Below are 16,051 nucleotides of genomic sequence, written 5' to 3'. Positions count from 1 at the left end.
CGGCGCTCAAAGCCGTGCAGAGCATCCCAAACCAATGAGCGGACAGCGCCTGCGCCGATGCACCACGACTGCAGCCCGAGGAGACGCGCTGCATCGAGCGCGGCCATCAGCTCATTCGACGAGGCCACCATAGCAGCAAGGCGTCGCTCAAGGTGCGGCTGCGGAGTGAAAGTCATGATTCGATCTTGATCCCGACAGGCACACGGAAGGACCGCTTCTGGCACGATTGCAGCCGAGCTAACTAAGCTGCGTCATCAGCATAGCCCTTGCCCGAATGCAAGTAGCGCAGAGAGGCACCGTACTCTGCAGCTAAGGCCTCAGCCCTCGCAAAAAAGACCAGAGCATCTTCGGACGGCCTGAACTTCGCAAAGACGTCGATCACCAACGTCCTGCCCCGTGCAGTTGGGTAAGAGGCGTAAATCTCGCCGGACTCGATGTAGCCAAGGTACGCATTGATCTTGTCCTGTAGAAGCCGAAGGTGATAAGTGCTCCAAGGCAGGTGATCGAAGATGCTTAGGTGGACCTCGTTGGTTCCTGTGTCAGTACCTACGGCGTCAACGATAGATGTGATTTCGACGGTCATCAGAAAGTGTGCAGGAAGGTCCGCTTTTGGCGGCGCTACTCGGCAGCAAGAGCGGAGGGCCAGTGCGGCGCTTCTCGCCAGTGCACCCCTGGACCAAACGGTCGCCCATGCTTGAAGCAAAGAAACACGTCGACGACCGCGGCAGCTTGAAACCATTCGTCCGAGCGAAGGGTCAATTCCCCGCCGCTAAACGCAAGCACCGTCCCATCTGGAAACACTGGACTCGGTTGGTCGTGAAAAGCACGCAGCCTAATTGACGCCGCCACATCAAACTTTTCGATCATGCAGGTCACGCCACCGCCAGCTACCTGCACATAGTTGCCTGCTTCGTCTGTCAGCGATGCATAGGAGTTCGGGCCGTAGCTGCGCAGCTTCAAAAGCCGGATTTCAAGCTGGCTGTCTAAGGGATCAACGAGAGCTTCGAGGCGCTCCATTTCAAGCTTCATGATGAGGTGATGGTCAATGTCTGCTAACAGCCGTGATTGGTGCCTACGGTCGTTTCGATGGGTCTGCGACTATCTGCCTAAGGTGCTCCCGGTAGCCGTTGCGTAGGTCTTTAGGGATGTAGACGTACTTCAACAACTCTTCAAGCATGTTTGGGTACAGATGAAGCGGCGAGTTTGCGGCTTTAAGGCTATGTCGCAGCTTCACGGTCGAGCGCCGACGGTTGCCGAAGAATGCGTTTTGCCAAAGGAGAGCACTCCTGGACGGGTGCTTCGCGCTGTCGATGACTTTCTCCAAATACCCACCATGGAGACGAAACTTATGCGGAGAGCATTCCGTGCTTCCCGTCAACATCGCATGTGCATCTTTTAGCAGCTGCTGTTCGACGATCGGCAAGGCCTTTCCGAAAACATCAAGCACTTGGCAATATCTACGGATGTCCCATACCGTCATGTCCAGTTCAAGAATTGGGTACCCGAGCACGAAGTAGGACACGTCCAGATAGCGGTACTCGCCATGGGCAGCGATGTGCTCCAGGAACTTTCGGCTTTGCGGCCGCAGCACTGGCTTCCACGGCAGCTGTTCGACGAGGCGCAAAGCAGCATTGATGTCATGGCGCACATCTGCTGCTGCAACGCGGTTAACTAGAAGGATGTACTTCAGATACTTCTCAAGCGCCTGCTGTGCAGACCACATTGCCTGAGGCATGAGCTCTGCGCGATAGGCAAGCCTGGCGGCGATGTAGTCACCATCCGCTATGTCCCGAAACGAGCGCGTAGCGAAATCGTTGATCCTGCGGTCCAGCTGGTCTTTCTTCTTGTCCATCGCGCGCCTTAAAAAACAGGTTGCTCATCCGGATTGGCCTAGTGATTAAGAGCTGGTTGCAGGCAAATTCCGCCTCGATGCCGACGGGCAGCTTCTTGCCCGAATGCAGTCGCCCCGCTAAATCTTGAACGCCCGCTGAATATCCTCCCGCACCAGATCCACATAGTCCCGGTGCTTGCGGATATACCCCGCGATGAACTGGCACACCGGTATCACATGCAGCTTGCGTGCACGCGCGTCGTCGAGCACGTGTTTGGCCAGGGTCGAACCGACGCCTTTGCCTTCGAAGGTCGACAGCACTTCGGTGTGCGTGAACATGATGGCGTCGGTGAGCAGGTTGTATTCGGCGTAGCCGGCCAGCTCGTTGCCGATGTGGGCTTCGTAGCGGTGCTTGGCGGTGTCATCGGTGAGGGCGATGTCGGTGGTCGGTGCGGTCATGAGTGCGGGGCTTTCCAAACGTCTCGAATTGGTCTCAAGACTGGCGCGCCATGAAGGCAGCGAGGTTGGTGGCTGCGGTCTTCCTGACCTTGTTGCGCAACGACGGCGACCAGCCGAGCAGCAGGCCGGGCGTGCCGAGCGCCTGGCGCGCCCAGGTCCAGAACGGAAAGCTGTCGTGGTGCGTGGCGATCAGGCCTTCGGGCGTGAAGGTCATGCGTGCGTCGATGGCGTTGTCGACGATGCGGCCAGTCGCGCTGAATCGGTAGTGCGCGTCCCAGTGGGCTTTTCCGCTGGTGTCGTCGGCCGCGACGTCGCGATACGTCAGCTTCCATACGTCGGCGCCTTTGGCTTGGGTGCCGGCGCACAGCATGGTCCACATGCCGCCGACTTCTTTCCGACCACGCAGCGTGAACACCTCGTCTTCGAAGGTCACGTCGGGCGCGTAGCACGCGCTCATGGTGGCGGCGTCGAGCTTGGCGAAGGCGTCGTAGAAGCGGCGGATGGTTTGTTCATTGGTCGTCTTCATGGCTCCCCCTGCGATGTCGTTGTGGTGAATGGGTCGATTGCGGCGTTGGACAGACGAGGCGCTAGTTCGGCAGCTGCAACATGAGCACCAGCGTCTGCAAAGCATGTCGCACGGTGGCCGCGCGCACCTCGGCGCGGTCGCCATCGAATTGCCGGCGCTCGCTGCGAATCTGCCCGCCGACCGACCAGCCGAACCACACGGTGCCGACCGGCTTGTCGGGCGTGCCGCCACCCGGTCCGGCGACACCGGTGACAGCGACGGAGACCTGCGCTTTCGATCGAGCCACGGCGCCTGACGCCATCGCCTCGACCACTGCCTGGCTGACCGCGCCCTGCGTCGCGATGAGCGATGCGTCGACACCTAGCAAGTCGGTTTTGGCCTCGTTCGAATAAGTGACGAAGCCGCGCTCGAACCACGCGCTCGAACCGGCGAGGTCGGTGCAGGCAGCGGCGATCATGCCGCCGGTGCAACTCTCTGCGGTGGCCAGCATCCAGTGCTTTTGCTGGAGCAGGTCGGCGGTCTGATGGACCAGTGGATCGATCGTCATGCGCTCACCACGCCTTCCATGCGGCGATGACCAGCAGCGTGCAGAACGCGGCCACCAAATCGTCGAGGATGATGCCGAAACCTGCCGCCCACCATGACGGCTCGACAGCATCGCGCTGCTTGAACAAACCGTCGGCCCACGCGACCGGTCCGGGCTTGGCCGCATCGAAGAAGCGGAACAGGCCGAAGGCGATGGCCTGGCCGAGCAAGCCCGCCGGCGCGATCATCCACAGGATGATCCAGAAGGCGATCACCTCGTCCCACACGATGGCGCCGGGGTCGGCGATGCGCATGTTGCGTGCGGTCACGGTGCAGGCCCACCAGCCGACCGGCAGCGACACCAGAATGATCCAGCCGATGGTCGACGGCACGAACCAGCGCTGCATCACGAGGAAGCCGACCCAGGCCCACAGCGTGCCGACCGTGCCGGGCGCGATGCGCGGCAGGCCGGAGCCAAAGCCGAGTGCGATGCAGTGCGCGGGGTTCGACAGCATGAAGCGCACTGTCGGGCGGCCGGGCAGCGGCGCGCGGGCTGCATCGGCGCGGGTCGCGCCGTTTGGCGGAAGGTCTGAAGGTTCTACAGGGGGCAGCGACTCGGTCATGAAGGGGGCGCTGCGGAGCGTGATGCTCTCGCTTGGGCGCGCCCCTCCATGGTATCGGCTGCAGCGTGTGGCGGGCCACGGCAGGGCCGGAGAGGCGATCAGGCGGCCCGCGCGAAGAGCGCATAGACGCGTGCGGTCGGCCCGGCTGCCAAGTTGAGCGCCAGTGCCCACAGCGCGTTGCCGGGGGTGATGAAGCTCAACACGATCGTTAGGACACACGAGGCGAAAAGCACGACCAGCGACACGCGCCGGTCCAGCCAATGCGCGTCGCGCACCGGGTCCGGCAATACCGACATCAACAGGAACCCTGTCGCCGCCACCAGGCCGATGTTGGCCGCATACAGGGCGGTCGCCGCGGCATAGGCTGTGAAGCGCCCCATCACCACCGTTGAGAACGGCAGCAGCGTCACGAACAGCAGGTACAGCAGGCACCACCGGGCGTAGCCCGCGCCGACAACCTCGCTGCGCGACCGCACCTTGATGAGCGAGAGCCAGCTGACGCCGAGCAGGTAGAAGCTCAGCAGGTACGGGATCAGCTTCGGCGTCAGCGCCAACAGCGCATGAACGAGCGATGCCTCGTCGGTCGGGCTGCCGATCTCGTCCGGAATGCGCAGGTCGAGCACAAGCAAGGTCATCGCCACGGCAAAGATGCCGTCGGTGAGTGCTTCGAGGCGGTTCTTCGGGTACATCGGCCTGCCGCTTTCGTCAGTTGTCGGTTGTCAGGCGAAGTGATCGAACGAAGTGAAGTGCTGCGCGACGGGTGCGCCGCGGGCGTCGACGATGCGCAGGCCCGGCGCGGCTTCGATGTGCCCAATGCGCGTCACTGCAGTGGCGGACCTGATGCCCGCCTGCAAGACCGTATCGCACGCCGCCACGGGCGCGGTAAACACAAGCTCGTAGTCGTCGCCGCCCGAAAGCGCGCACGTCCTGAGGACCTCCCTGGTGAAGAGATCGGCCGAGCCCGGCGCGTGCTCGTTGGCTGCGACGAGGGCGGCAGCGGCATCTGCATCCAACTGGGCACCGACGCGACTCGAAGCCAGGATGTGCCCGAGATCGCCGATCAATCCATCACTCACATCGACCGCAGAACTCGCGATGCCGCGCAGTGCGATGCCCAGTGCCACGCGCGGCGTCGGCTGCTCCATACGGCGACGTGCCCGCTCGAACACTTCCGCACTCAGCGCCAGCGTGCCGCGAAACGCCTCCAGCGCCAGACGCGCATCGCCCAGCGTCCCGCTAACCCAAACGTCGTCGCCCGGCTTCGCGCCCGAGCGCAGCAGCGCCGTGCCGGCCGGCACTTCGCCGAACACGGTGATGCAGATGTTGAGCGGCCCGCGCGTGGTGTCGCCGCCGACCAGCTCGCACTCATGTTCATCGGCCAGCGCGAACAGTCCCCGCGAGAAGCCGGCGAGCCATGATTCGTCGACGGCCGGCAAAGACAGCGCGAGCGTGAAGGCGAGCGGTGCCGCACCGCAGGCCGCGAGGTCGCTCAGGTTCACGGCCAGCGCCTTGTGGCCGAGCCGCTCCGGCGCCACGGTCGACAGAAAGTGTCGCCCCTCGACCAGCATGTCGGACGACACGGCCAGCTGCATGCCTGGCGCCGGCGCCAGCAGCGCACAGTCGTCACCATTGCCCAGCGGGGATCGCTTGGCAGGCCGCGCGAAGTAGCGCTCGATCAGATCGAATTCGCCCATCTCCGGCCTGTTCAGGTGCCGGCGCGAAAGCGCAGCGACGCTTGGCGCACGACTTCTGCCAGCAGGCGCTCCTTGCCCTGCTTTTCGCGCAGCCAGCGCGCGTCGTTGCGGTTGGCCTCGACGCTGGTGCGCAGCTGGCCCAGCGCCTGCGTCGCGTTGAGCGCTTCGCTGTGCCATTCGAGTTGCGTCATCGTCATCAGGATGTGGTCGCGCAGCGGCATGTGCTCGCCGCTTGCCGGGTCGACATACACCGCGTCGAGGCCGAAGCGGCAGGCCTGGAACCGGTTGTAGGTGTAGACCAGGTAATCGTCTTCGGTCGGCTCGAAAGGCTGCTCCTGCAGGAACCAGGCGGCAAGCGATTGCACGTAGCCGGCCAGCGCCGCGGCACGCTCGATGGTCAGCGGCGTGTCGAACACGCGGATCTCGATGGTGCCGAACTCCGGTTTGGGCCGGATGTCCCAGTAGAAGTCTTTCATGCTGCGCACGACACCGGTGCGGGTCATGCGCTCGAAGTAGTTCTCGAACTCTTTCCAGCTCAACGTGAAAGGCGCGCGGCCCGACAAGGGGAAGGCGAACACCGAGTTGAGCCGCGCCGAATCGAACTGCGTGTCTTGCCCCTGCACGAAAGGCGACGAGGCCGACAGCGCAATGAAGTGCGGGATGTAGCGCGACATGCGGTGCAGCATGAGCAGCGCCGCGTCGGCATCGGGGCAGCCGATGTGTACGTGCTGGCCGAAGATAGTGAACTGCTTGCTCAGGTAGCCGTACAGCTCCGACAGCTCGCGAAAGCGCGGCTTGTCGTAGATGCGGCGTTCGTGCCATTGCTGAAAGGCGTGCGTGCCGCCGCCGACCACCGCGATGTTGAGCTTGTCGGCGTTGCGCACCAGCGCATCGCGAATGGGCGACAGCTGCGTGAGCACGTCCTGTGCCGAGTGGCAGATGTCGGTCGAGATTTCGATCATGCTCGACGTCATCTCGGGGACCACGCTGCCCGGCAACGGCGTTTGCGCCATCAGCCGCAGCATGTCTTCGGCGTACGGTGCGAGGTCGTAGTCGTGCGTGTTGACGAGCTGCAGTTCCAGCTCGACGCCGAGCGACAGCGCCTCCGACTTGTTGAAGGGCTCGAGCTTCACCACGCGGCCGGCTGGCGACTTGGGTGCGTCCGGCAGCGCGGGCAACGGACCGCGGTTCAAATTGATGCTCATCGTTGCGTCTCCTCTGCGGTCATGAACGCCTCGGGCGTCCAGGGCAGCGAGCTTTCGCCGGCGCTGTGAATCGCGATGGTCGCGAGCACGGCACCCAGCACTTCCATCAGCAGGATGGCGGGCAGCGCGACCTGCGTGATCATCGCGCCCAGCAACGGCGATGCAGTGACGAAGCCCGACGCGATCAACAGCGCGATCGACGACAGCGGCGACATTGCGCAGCCGACCCAAAGCGCCTGCTTCCAGCTCGCGCCGCTGCCCGGGTTGGCAATGGCGACGCCGGCGATCTTGGCTGCGAAGCGCACGCTGATGACGGTGAGCACCACGCTCGCGACCGGCAGGCTCCAGTCCGCCTGGGCGGCGACGATCGACACCAGCACGAACATGAGCATCGTCAACAACGACGCTGCGGTGCCGAGCTGGCGCGGCCACGCCCACGGCTTGGGATTGAGTTGCTTCAACAGCACGCCGCCGATGAGCGCGGCCAGCGGTGCCGAGCCACCGACGTGCGCCGTGAGGGCCGCACCGGCCGCGATGATGGCCAGCAGCAGGATCGAGGTGTTCTCGCTGGTCGGGCTCATGAAGCGCAGGGCCGATCGCAAGGCCAGCGCCATGACCGCACCGACCACGAACGACAGGCCCAGCACCACGCCCACCGGGTAGAGCTTTTGCACCAGCCCCTGCGGCGCTCGCTCGATCAGGCCCGCCTGCGCATAGCCCAGCGCCAGCGCATAGAAGGTGTTGAGCGTGGCCAGTGTCATCGCCCGATCGGTCACCGGGCCGGAAGCGCGGGTGTCCATCAGCACGCGGCTCAGCACTGCGGGCGAGGCGACGATCGCCATCAGCGCGATCGGGTTGGCGACCGGGTCCGGAATACCAAGCCAGTGCAACGCCCAGAACACGCCGAAGTACGTCAGCGAGGCTTCGAGGATGCTTTGCAGCAGCACCATCGGGTTGTAGCGAAACCAGCGCAGCGGCAGGCGACCGCCCGCCTCGAACAGCACGATCGCCACGCCGAGCTCCAGCAGGTACAGGCTGATGCCCTGCAGCGGCCAGAGCGCACCTTCGAAACCGGCAAAGCCGACGATGGTGCCGACGATCGAATAGCCGACCACCTTGGGCATGCCCATGTAGCGCTGCACCAGGTGCCCGGCGGCCGCGGCCACCGCCAGCAGCAAGGACCACAGCACGATCGGCAGGCCGGCGGTCGGCCGCGCCCATTCCGCCCAAAACGCCATGAGCTCGTTGGTCATGACCGTGAAAGACGGGAGCGAAGAGAAGAAAGACATCATCGGAGAAACTTCATCCGGCGGGGTTGCGGCGACACCGCCACACGCGTCAATGCAGCACGCGGGTGCTGGGCCGACCGTCCGAATTGGCTTCGAGCACGAACATCGGGATGGGTACGTCGAAGCGGTCGCCGGCTTCGTTCACCACGAAGAAGCTGCCGTGCATGGTGCCGCTGGGCGCCTGCAACCGGCAACCACTGGTGTAGCGGAACGACTCGCCGGCTGCGAGCAGCGGCTGCTGGCCGATGACACCGAGTCCCTTGACCTCCTGCGCGTGACCCGAAGCGTCGTTGATGAGCCAGTGGCGGGCGATGAGCTGGGCCGGCACCTCCCCGGTGTTGGTCACCGTTACCGTATAGGCGAAGGTATAGACGTGGTCTTCCGCCGACGATTGCTCGGGCAGAAAACGGGGCTCGACCTTGACGGTCATCGTGCTGTCGGACATGCGGCGATGGTACCCGCAGCCTGCTTTGCGACAATTGGAGAATGAGCACCACCGCCCGCCAATTCCGCATCTCACCCTCCATCCTGTCCGCCGATTTTTCGCGCCTTGGCGCCGAAGTGGCGCAGGTCATCGCCGGCGGTGCCGACTGGATTCACTTCGACGTCATGGACAACCATTACGTGCCGAACCTGACCTTCGGCCCGATGATTTGCCACGCGCTCAAGCCGCACGCCAAAACCGCCGCCGGCGTTGCGGTACCGATCGATGTCCATCTGATGGTCGAGCCGGTCGACGCGCTGGCTGCATCGTTCGCCGAGGCTGGCGCGGACTTCATCAGCTTTCATCCCGACGCGTCGCCGCACACACACCGCAGCATTCAGGCGATCAAGGCGGCCGGCTGCAAAGCGGGGCTGGTGTTCAATCCGGCGCGCGGGCTGGAGGTGCTGAATTGGGTCATCGACGACATCGACCTGATCCTGATCATGAGCGTCAACCCGGGCTTCGGCGGGCAGACCTTCATCGACACCACGCTGCGAAAAATCGAGGACGCCCGCAAGCGCATCGAGCAGAGCGGGCGCGACATCCGGCTCGAAGTCGACGGCGGCATCAAGGTCGACAACATCGCCCGCGTGGCGAGCGCCGGGGCCGATACGTTCGTCGCGGGCAGTGCCATCTTCACCCAGCCCGACTATGCGTCCGTTATCTCTGCGATGCGTGCCGAACTTGCCGGCGCCGCCCCGGCCCGCGACTGATCCCCCTGCGCGGGATCAGCGCTTGCTGACCTTTTCGTTGTAGACCTTGTCGGTGACTGGGCTGGTGCCGGTGTCGACCAAGCCTCGTTCCAGGTCTGCGTGACCTTGCTTGCCGACGCGTGGCGGCGCGCCATCCGCAGTTTCCTGACTGTCTGAGGATTGGTCGCGTTCGTGTGGCAATTTGGGCGCCGAATTGCCACCCTGCTGAACCTTGGTCTTGCCGCTTTCGGCATCGTCCACCGGTCCGGGCTGTACCGAATCGATTGCGGGCTGGGACGGTTTTTTGCTTGCCATGACGCTGCTCCTGTGAAGATCTCTCTATCGCATGATGTTCGCCTGTCCCCGGTAGGACCGTCCTGCCGGTCGCTGTAGGATCGTTCGATGACATCGATCCATGCTGTTGTGCCGCTGCGAATCCACAGCTTCGAATCGACCGCCCGCGGCCCCCGGCTGATCGTGCTCGGCGGCGTGCACGGCGACGAAATCTGCGGCACCGTCGGCATCAAACGGGTGCTGGCCGAACTGGACGGCGGCACGTTCACCTTGCTGCGCGGCACGCTCACCTTGGTGCCGGTGGCCAATCCTCTGGCGCGACAACGGCAGCGGCGCGAAGGAGAGCGCAATCTCAACCGGTTGTTCCAGCCGAGCACCGCACCGGCCGACTACGAAGCGCTCATCACCAACCTGCTTTGCCCTTTGCTCGACCGGCACGACGTGCTGCTCGACCTGCATTCGTTTCAGAGCGCGGGCGATGCGTTCGCGATGATCGGTCCGCGCGACAACCACGGCGGGCTGGAGCCGTTTTCGCGGGCGTTCGAAGAGGGGCAACTGGCATTGCACATCGGGACCTCGCGCGTGGTCGAAGGCTGGCTCGACATCTACGCCGCCGGCCTGGCGCACCGCGCAAGTTTGCCGGGTGGCGCGCCGGTCGACGATGCCGCGCTGGCGTTCGGCTGGGGCACCAACGAGTACATGCGCAGCCAGGGCGGCTACGGCGTCACGCTCGAATGCGGACAGCACCGCGATCCGGCTGCACCCGATGTCGCGTACCGCGCGATCGTGTCGGCGTTGCGAGCGCTAGGGATGATCGAACACGCTGAAGGCGCGCCGACGCAGCCGTACCGGCCGGCCCTGCTTCGCCTGGTCAGCGTGACCGACCGCACTCACGAAGAAGACCAGTTCGTTCGCGAATGGGCGACCTTCGACGCGGTGGCGCAGGGCGAGCCGATCGGCGTGCGCGAAGACGGCGCCATGCTGTACGCCGAGCGCGATGGCTTCATCGTGTTCCCGAATGCCGAGGCGCTGCCGGGTACCGAGTGGTTCTACTTCGCGGTCGAGAGCGATCGGGTGCTTTAGCTTCGTTCCTACAGGTGTGATGCTGCGGTGCGCCTACTGTCAAGGGATGGAGGATTCTCAAATGCCCGATTCGAAACCTGCCCCGCGCGTTCTCTGGAAAGGCGCCATCAGCTTCGGCCTCGTTCACATCCCGGTCGCGCTGTACTCCGCGACCACCGACAGCGGCATCGACTTCGACTGGCTCGACAAGCGCACGATGGACCCGGTTGGCTACAAGCGCATCAACAAGAAAACCGGCAAGGAAATCGACCGTGAGCAGATCGTCAAGGGCATCGAATACGAAGACGGCCAGTACGTCGTATTGAGCGATGCCGAGATTTCGGCCGCCTACCCCAAGACCACGCAGACCATCGAGATCGAGACCTTCGTCCCGGCCGCCGGCATTCCGTTCGTCTACCTGGAGCGGCCGTATTACGTGGCTCCCATCAACCGCGGCGCCAAGGTCTATGCGCTGTTGCGCGAAACCCTGCAACGCAGCGGCCGCATCGGGGTGGCGCGCGTCGTGATCCAGACCAAGGAACATCTGGCAGCGCTGGTGCCGTCGGGCGCCGGGCTGGTGCTGAACCTGCTGCGCTGGGGCACCGACATCCGCTCCTGGAAAGACCTGCCGCTGCCGGCCGAAGGCGCGAAGCAGGCGGGCCTTTCGGACAGCGAACTCAAGATGGCGAAAGCGCTGGTCGAAGACATGAGTTCCGACTGGGACCCGGACGCTTTCAAGAACTCGTTCAAGGACGCGATCATGAAGCTGGTCGATCGCAAGGTCGAAGCCGGACAGACCGAAGCGGTCGAAAAGCTGCAGCCGATGGAGGCAGCGGATGCGGGAAGCAGCGCCAAGATCATCGACCTGACCGAATTGCTGCAGCGCAGCCTGCGCAAGGGCGGCGCCAGGGCAGCTCAGGATGCGCCCTTGTCCGGCGGGGCCGAGGCAGCGACCAAAAAGCCGGTTACCAAGCCGGCTACAAAAAAGGCCGCGCCGGCAGCGGCGAAGACATCTCGGCGCCGCGCCGCCTGAGCCTTTCAAGAGGCGCCCGAGCGCCGCCTGAGATCGCTCGGGGGCTACTGGACGATCTCGTCCGTCGTCACTTCGAACCGCTGAAGCGTGTTCGCCCCGAACACCATGCTGATCGGCACGTCCGCCGCATCGCGACCGCGCGCGATCACAATGCGCCCGATGCGCGGCGTGTTGTGCCGCGCATCGAAGGTGTGCCAGCGGTTGCCCAGGTACACCTCGAACCAGGCGCTGAAGTCCATCGGATACGGCACTGCCGGAATGCCGATGTCGCCGAGGTAACCGGTTACGTAGCGCGCCGGAATGTTCATGCAGCGGCACAGCGTGATCGCCAGGTGTGTGAAGTCTCGGCAGACGCCGACGCCCTCGCGAAAGCCTTCGAGCGCGGTGCGCGTGGCGCGGGCGCGCTGGTAGTCGAAGCGCAGATGGCGGTGCACGAAATCGCAAATCGCCTGCACACGGTGCCAGCCCGGCGCAACGTTGCCGAAGTTGGCCCAGGCGAACTGAAGCAGCTCGCTGTCGACCTCGCAATAGCGGCTCGGCAGCACGAAGGGCAGCGTCGATACCGGAAGGTCGGACGGCGCATGCGCGATGGCGCCGTAGTCGACCGGGTCGGCCCAGCCGCTGTCGAACACCACCGCTTCGTTGCGCAAACGCACGCTGCTGACGCCAAACGGAACATGGACGCGGGCGCAATGGTTTTCGAAAACGTCCTGGTAATGGTCGGTCACCAGGGGCGGGCTGATGGTGATGTTCTCGCCGGCCGGGATGTCGGCGGCACGTGACGGATGCACCTGCAGCATGTAGATCAACGCCGTGGGAGCGGCAACGCCGAGTTCGATGTCGAAACCGATTTTGATGAGCATGTTGGCGTTTCTCTGAGGACAGGAGCTGGAAGCAAAGCAGTTTTGATGCCTGCAGTCCATCTGCAGGTTGCGAGCATCCTATCGGGCACCAAAGTCACCCCGCGTGGGCCGTGGCCGGTTCGCGCGTAGGTGCCAGCGCGGAATGGTCGGCACGGTCCTACCTTGCTTCCCTCGCAACTCCCACACCGGCGCACGCGTGCTCACTACGGGTAACGGAGCGTGTGAAACGTAAATTTCATGCCATCAACAGGAGCTGATCATGGGGCTGTCGTCGTTGTGGGGTGTGTTGAGTAGCGCATCGGTCGATGACGCGCTGGTTTGGGGCGTTGCGATCGTCTCTGCGTTGGTCGCTTTGCTGGCGTTGGTCAATGCGCTCGACATGTTCCTGGATGCCGAAGCCGGCTAGCTTTTTCTAATTTGTTTCCCGGTGCCACATGCACCTGGATTTCGGTCCCCGAAGGATTTCAATGACGCCCCAGAACAAGGGAGCCGCAGGCCGTCGGCCCAAGCCTTCAGCCAAAGCTGCCGCCAATGCCGGTGCCAGCGCCAAGCAAGAACAACTGGCCGGCTACACGACCGACAGTGCGCCGGAGCTGACGACGAATCAAGGCCTGCAAATCCCTGACAACCACAACTCGTTGAAAGCGGGTTTGCGCGGGCCTACGCTGCTCGAAGACTTCATCCTTCGAGAAAAGATCACCCACTTCGACCACGAGCGCATTCCGGAACGCGCCGTCCACGCCAGGGGTTCCGCGGCACATGGCTACTTTCAGGTCTACAAGTCGATGTCGCAGTTCACCAGTGCCGACTTCCTGCAAGACCCGTCGGTCAAGACGCCCGTTTTCGTGCGTTTTTCGACCGTGGCGGGCGAGCGCGGCTCGGCCGATACGGTGCGCGACGTGCGCGGATTTGCGGTCAAGTTCTACACGCAGCAGGGCAACTACGACCTCGTCGGGAACAACATCCCGGTGTTCTTCATTCAGGACGCGATGAAGTTTCCCGACCTGATCCACGCAGTGAAGCCCGAGCCGCATCACGCGATGCCGCAGGCGGCCAGCGCGCACGATACTTTTTGGGACTTTGCTTCGTTGATGCCGGAGTCCACCCACATGCTGATGTGGGCCATGAGCGATCGCGCCATTCCGCGCAGCCTGCGCATGATGGAAGGCTTCGGCGTTCATACGTTTCGCTTTATCAACAGCCGCGGCGAGAGCCACTTCGTCAAGTTCCACTGGAAGCCGAAGCTCGGCATTCATGGCCTCGCCTGGGACGAAGCGCAAAAGATCGCCGGCAAGGACGCCGACTTTCATCGCCGCGACCTGTGGGAAGCGATCGACAAGGGCGACTTTCCGGAATGGGAGCTGGGCGTGCAGCTCATTCCGCCAAACAAGGAGCATTCGCTCGGCTTCGACTTGCTCGACCCGACCAAGCTCATCCCGGAAGAGATGATTCCGGTCCAGCGCATCGGCAAGATGGTGCTCAACCGCAATCCGGACAATTTCTTCGCCGAGACCGAGCAGGTCGCGTTTCACCCCGGTCATGTGGTGCCTGGTATCGATTTCTCGAACGATCCGTTGTTGCAAGGCCGGTTGTTCTCGTACACCGACACGCAGATCTCGCGGCTAGGAGGCGCTAACTTTCACGAGCTGCCGATCAACAGGGGCGTATGCCCGTTCCACAACTTTCAGCGCGACGGCATGCACCGCCAGACCATCGCACGCGGTCAGGTTGCTTACGAGCCGAACACGCTCGGCAACGGATCGGAATTCAGGGTCGACGGCAGCGACAAGGGATTTCACTCCTTCCCCGACGAGTTGGAGCCGCCCAAGATTCGGCGTCGAAGCCCGTCATTCGACGATCACTTCACGCAAGCTCGCCTGTTCTTCAACAGCCAGAGCACGGCCGAGAAAGAGCACATCGTCGCGGCCTTTCGCTTCGAGCTGTCGAAGCTCGACGTGCCCGCCATTCGACAGCGCATGGTCGACAACCTGGCGCATGTCGACGAGAAGTTGGCGCGCCGTGTAGCCGAGCCGCTTGGCATCGGGGTGCCCGATGCCAAGGCCGCGGCCGGGCGTTCGGGCTTTCGCGACCACCAGATCAGGCTGCCCATTTCGGAATCGCCGGCACTCAGCATGGTTGGCAGCGGCGACGGCTCGATCAAGACGCGCAAGGTGGCGATCCTGGTGGCCGATGGCGTCGACTCCGCCTCATTGAAGCCGATCCGGGAAGCCATCGAAGCAGCGGGCGCGCAGTGCAAGGTCATCGGTTTGAGGCTCGGCACCGTGACCAGCAGCAGCAAACGTCAGATCGACATCGACGCAACGTTCACCAACATGCCGTCGATCATGTTCGACGCGGTGCTCGTGCCGGCGGGCAAGGACAGCGCCCAGGCTTTGTCGCGCAGTGGCGATGCAGTGCACTTCGTGCTTGAAGCGTTCAAGCATTGCAAGGCGATCTGCGCGGTGGGCGAGGGGGTGGCGCTGCTGTCGACGCTGAGTCTCGATGCGGGCAAGGGGGATGCCAAGAGCGGCGGCGCCGCGGTTCCGTCCGGTGTAGTGATTGCCGCGACCCCGGCGACCAACATGGGCGACCTCACCGCAGCACAGCAGGTGGCGCGCGATTTCATTGCGGCAATGGCCAAGCACCGGCACTGGGATCGCGCCGACATCGACGCTGTGCCTGCCTGAGGACGGCAGCACGCGCTGGGCCAGGCTGGCCAGTCAGCGCGCCAGGCTGGCCCGAACGCGAGACCACAACTCGGCGCGCGCGATCGGCTTCGTCATAAAGTCGTCCGCGCCCGCGTCGAGGCCTGCCTGACGCTCGGCGGCGTCGACCTCTGCACTGATCAGGATGATCGGGATGTGTCGGGTCTCGTCCGATGCCTTCAGCGCCCGCGCGCGCGTGACCGTTCATGCCGGGCATTCGCACATCGAGCAACACCACGTCGGGCGTATGTTGCGCGGCCAGCGCCAGTGCCTCGGGTCCATCGGCTGCACTGAGAGTGGCGTAACCCTCGGGCGCGAGCAGCGCTTCGAGCAACCGGCGGTTGGCCACGCGGTCGTCGACGATCAGCACGGTGGCGTCGGATGTATTCATATGCATCTCATGCCAATAACTTGTTGATGGCCGCATGCAATTCCTGGTAACGCAAGGGCTTGGCGATGTACGCATCGCAGCCGGCGGCTTCCGCCTTCGCCTGGTCGTCCTTCATGGCCATGGCGGTCAATGCGATGACCGGAATCGCCGCCGTCGCCGGCGCGCGCTTGAGCAGCGCCGTGGCTGCCAGGCCGTCCATGCCGGGCAACTGGATGTCCATGAGGATCAGGTCGGGCTGCGCATCGCGCGCCATCATCAAACCCACTTCGGCATCGGCCGCGCACAGCAACCTGTGGCCGGCGTTGCCTAGCAGCAGGCAGGTCAGCTTCATGTTCGCCGGGTTGTCTTCGATGATCAGGATGCAGGCCATGCTGT

The 16,051-nt window shown here is 63.9% G+C and carries 22 protein-coding genes and 1 pseudogene; 5 read left to right on the top strand and 18 right to left on the bottom strand.

Translation table 11 applies throughout. From position 1 onward, the window contains the following. From QN397_RS21295 to apaG, 13 genes are all read right to left on the bottom strand, one after another. The coding region (locus QN397_RS21295; protein ID WP_323499255.1) for a nucleotidyltransferase family protein at positions 1-131 on the bottom strand (131 nt) is incomplete at its 3' end. Between the two features lie 110 nt (positions 132-241). Continuing rightward, positions 242-583, bottom strand: coding sequence for a DUF6572 domain-containing protein (locus QN397_RS21290; protein ID WP_323499250.1), 342 nt, complete (start codon positions 581-583; stop codon positions 242-244). 35 nt (positions 584-618) lie between these two features. Further along, positions 619-1,029, bottom strand: coding sequence for a hypothetical protein (locus QN397_RS21285; RefSeq protein ID WP_323499249.1), 411 nt, complete (start codon positions 1,027-1,029; stop codon positions 619-621). 43 nt (positions 1,030-1,072) lie between these two features. Further along, the gene (locus QN397_RS21280) at positions 1,073-1,852 is read right to left on the bottom strand and encodes a HEPN domain-containing protein (RefSeq protein WP_323499248.1); all 780 of its coding nucleotides are present in this window, start codon (positions 1,850-1,852) and stop codon (positions 1,073-1,075) included. Between the two features lie 117 nt (positions 1,853-1,969). Further along, positions 1,970-2,290 carry a GNAT family N-acetyltransferase gene (locus QN397_RS21275; RefSeq protein WP_323499247.1) on the bottom strand — a complete coding sequence of 107 codons (321 nt, stop codon included), beginning with the start codon at positions 2,288-2,290 and terminating at the stop codon, positions 1,970-1,972. A gap of 34 nt (positions 2,291-2,324) precedes the next feature. Further along, positions 2,325-2,816, bottom strand: coding sequence for a nuclear transport factor 2 family protein (locus QN397_RS21270; RefSeq protein ID WP_323499246.1), 492 nt, complete (start codon positions 2,814-2,816; stop codon positions 2,325-2,327). 61 nt (positions 2,817-2,877) lie between these two features. Further along, entirely contained in the window at positions 2,878-3,363 is a 486-nt protein-coding gene (locus tag QN397_RS21265) for a CinA family protein (RefSeq protein ID WP_323499245.1), read from the bottom strand. 4 nt (positions 3,364-3,367) lie between these two features. Next, positions 3,368-3,856 carry a phosphatidylglycerophosphatase A gene (locus QN397_RS21260; protein WP_323499254.1) on the bottom strand — a complete coding sequence of 163 codons (489 nt, stop codon included), beginning with the start codon at positions 3,854-3,856 and terminating at the stop codon, positions 3,368-3,370. A 206-nt stretch (positions 3,857-4,062) separates the two neighbouring features. Next, the gene (locus tag QN397_RS21255; RefSeq protein ID WP_323499244.1) at positions 4,063-4,653 is read right to left on the bottom strand and encodes a TMEM175 family protein; all 591 of its coding nucleotides are present in this window, start codon (positions 4,651-4,653) and stop codon (positions 4,063-4,065) included. Positions 4,654-4,683: 30 nt separating this feature from the next. Continuing rightward, positions 4,684-5,658 (bottom strand): thiamine-phosphate kinase, encoded by a 975-nt coding sequence (gene thiL, locus QN397_RS21250; RefSeq protein WP_323499243.1) that lies wholly within the window; start codon positions 5,656-5,658, stop codon positions 4,684-4,686. An 11-nt stretch (positions 5,659-5,669) separates the two neighbouring features. Then, positions 5,670-6,791, bottom strand: a complete 1,122-nt coding sequence (locus tag QN397_RS21245) for a YbdK family carboxylate-amine ligase (protein ID WP_323499253.1) — start codon at positions 6,789-6,791, stop codon at positions 5,670-5,672. Positions 6,792-6,859: 68 nt separating this feature from the next. Continuing rightward, positions 6,860-8,116 (bottom strand): cation:proton antiporter, encoded by a 1,257-nt coding sequence (locus tag QN397_RS21240; RefSeq protein WP_323499242.1) that lies wholly within the window; start codon positions 8,114-8,116, stop codon positions 6,860-6,862. Positions 8,117-8,201: 85 nt separating this feature from the next. Next, complete coding sequence (gene apaG / locus QN397_RS21235) at positions 8,202-8,597, bottom strand: Co2+/Mg2+ efflux protein ApaG (RefSeq protein ID WP_323499241.1); 396 nt, start codon at positions 8,595-8,597, stop codon at positions 8,202-8,204. A 41-nt stretch (positions 8,598-8,638) separates the two neighbouring features. Here apaG and rpe point away from each other — a divergent pair, with 41 nt between their 5' ends. Beyond that, entirely contained in the window at positions 8,639-9,349 is a 711-nt protein-coding gene (gene rpe / locus QN397_RS21230) for a ribulose-phosphate 3-epimerase (protein WP_323499240.1), read from the top strand. 15 nt (positions 9,350-9,364) lie between these two features. Here rpe and QN397_RS21225 read toward each other — a convergent pair whose 3' ends face one another. After that, positions 9,365-9,643 carry a hypothetical protein gene (locus QN397_RS21225; protein ID WP_323499239.1) on the bottom strand — a complete coding sequence of 93 codons (279 nt, stop codon included), beginning with the start codon at positions 9,641-9,643 and terminating at the stop codon, positions 9,365-9,367. Between the two features lie 87 nt (positions 9,644-9,730). On the opposite strand from QN397_RS21225, the gene QN397_RS21220 reads away from it, so the two are divergent. Continuing rightward, positions 9,731-10,705 (top strand): succinylglutamate desuccinylase/aspartoacylase domain-containing protein, encoded by a 975-nt coding sequence (locus QN397_RS21220; RefSeq protein WP_323499238.1) that lies wholly within the window; start codon positions 9,731-9,733, stop codon positions 10,703-10,705. A 61-nt stretch (positions 10,706-10,766) separates the two neighbouring features. Next, positions 10,767-11,717 (top strand): Ku protein, encoded by a 951-nt coding sequence (locus tag QN397_RS21215; protein WP_323499237.1) that lies wholly within the window; start codon positions 10,767-10,769, stop codon positions 11,715-11,717. A gap of 44 nt (positions 11,718-11,761) precedes the next feature. On the opposite strand, the gene QN397_RS21210 is transcribed toward QN397_RS21215, so the two are convergent. After that, positions 11,762-12,580 carry a transglutaminase family protein gene (locus tag QN397_RS21210; protein ID WP_323499236.1) on the bottom strand — a complete coding sequence of 273 codons (819 nt, stop codon included), beginning with the start codon at positions 12,578-12,580 and terminating at the stop codon, positions 11,762-11,764. Positions 12,581-12,839: 259 nt separating this feature from the next. Between QN397_RS21210 and QN397_RS21205 the strand changes: the two genes are divergently transcribed. Next, positions 12,840-12,986 carry a hypothetical protein gene (locus QN397_RS21205; RefSeq protein WP_323499235.1) on the top strand — a complete coding sequence of 49 codons (147 nt, stop codon included), beginning with the start codon at positions 12,840-12,842 and terminating at the stop codon, positions 12,984-12,986. Positions 12,987-13,047: 61 nt separating this feature from the next. Further along, on the top strand, positions 13,048-15,267 hold the full coding sequence (locus QN397_RS21200) for a catalase (RefSeq protein WP_323501866.1): 2,220 nt from the start codon (positions 13,048-13,050) through the stop codon (positions 15,265-15,267). Between the two features lie 33 nt (positions 15,268-15,300). Here QN397_RS21200 and QN397_RS21195 read toward each other — a convergent pair whose 3' ends face one another. The 3 genes and pseudogenes from QN397_RS21195 to QN397_RS21185 form a co-directional block, all read right to left on the bottom strand. Next, positions 15,301-15,426: a hypothetical protein gene (locus QN397_RS21195; protein ID WP_323499252.1), complete on the bottom strand. Its 126-nt coding sequence runs from the start codon at positions 15,424-15,426 to the stop codon at positions 15,301-15,303. Positions 15,427-15,541: 115 nt separating this feature from the next. Then, positions 15,542-15,676 (bottom strand): annotated as a pseudogene (locus QN397_RS21190) (DNA-binding response regulator); the annotation flags it as partial. Between the two features lie 7 nt (positions 15,677-15,683). Continuing rightward, the gene (locus tag QN397_RS21185; protein ID WP_323499233.1) at positions 15,684-16,046 is read right to left on the bottom strand and encodes a response regulator; all 363 of its coding nucleotides are present in this window, start codon (positions 16,044-16,046) and stop codon (positions 15,684-15,686) included. Positions 16,047-16,051: the final 5 nt, after the last annotated feature.

It is taken from the genome of Variovorax sp. RTB1, from assembly GCF_035018765.1.
Lineage (GTDB): Bacteria > Pseudomonadota > Gammaproteobacteria > Burkholderiales > Burkholderiaceae_C > Variovorax.
The sequence above is the reverse complement of the archived record's forward strand: the minus strand, read 5'-3'. Positions and strand labels throughout refer to the sequence as shown.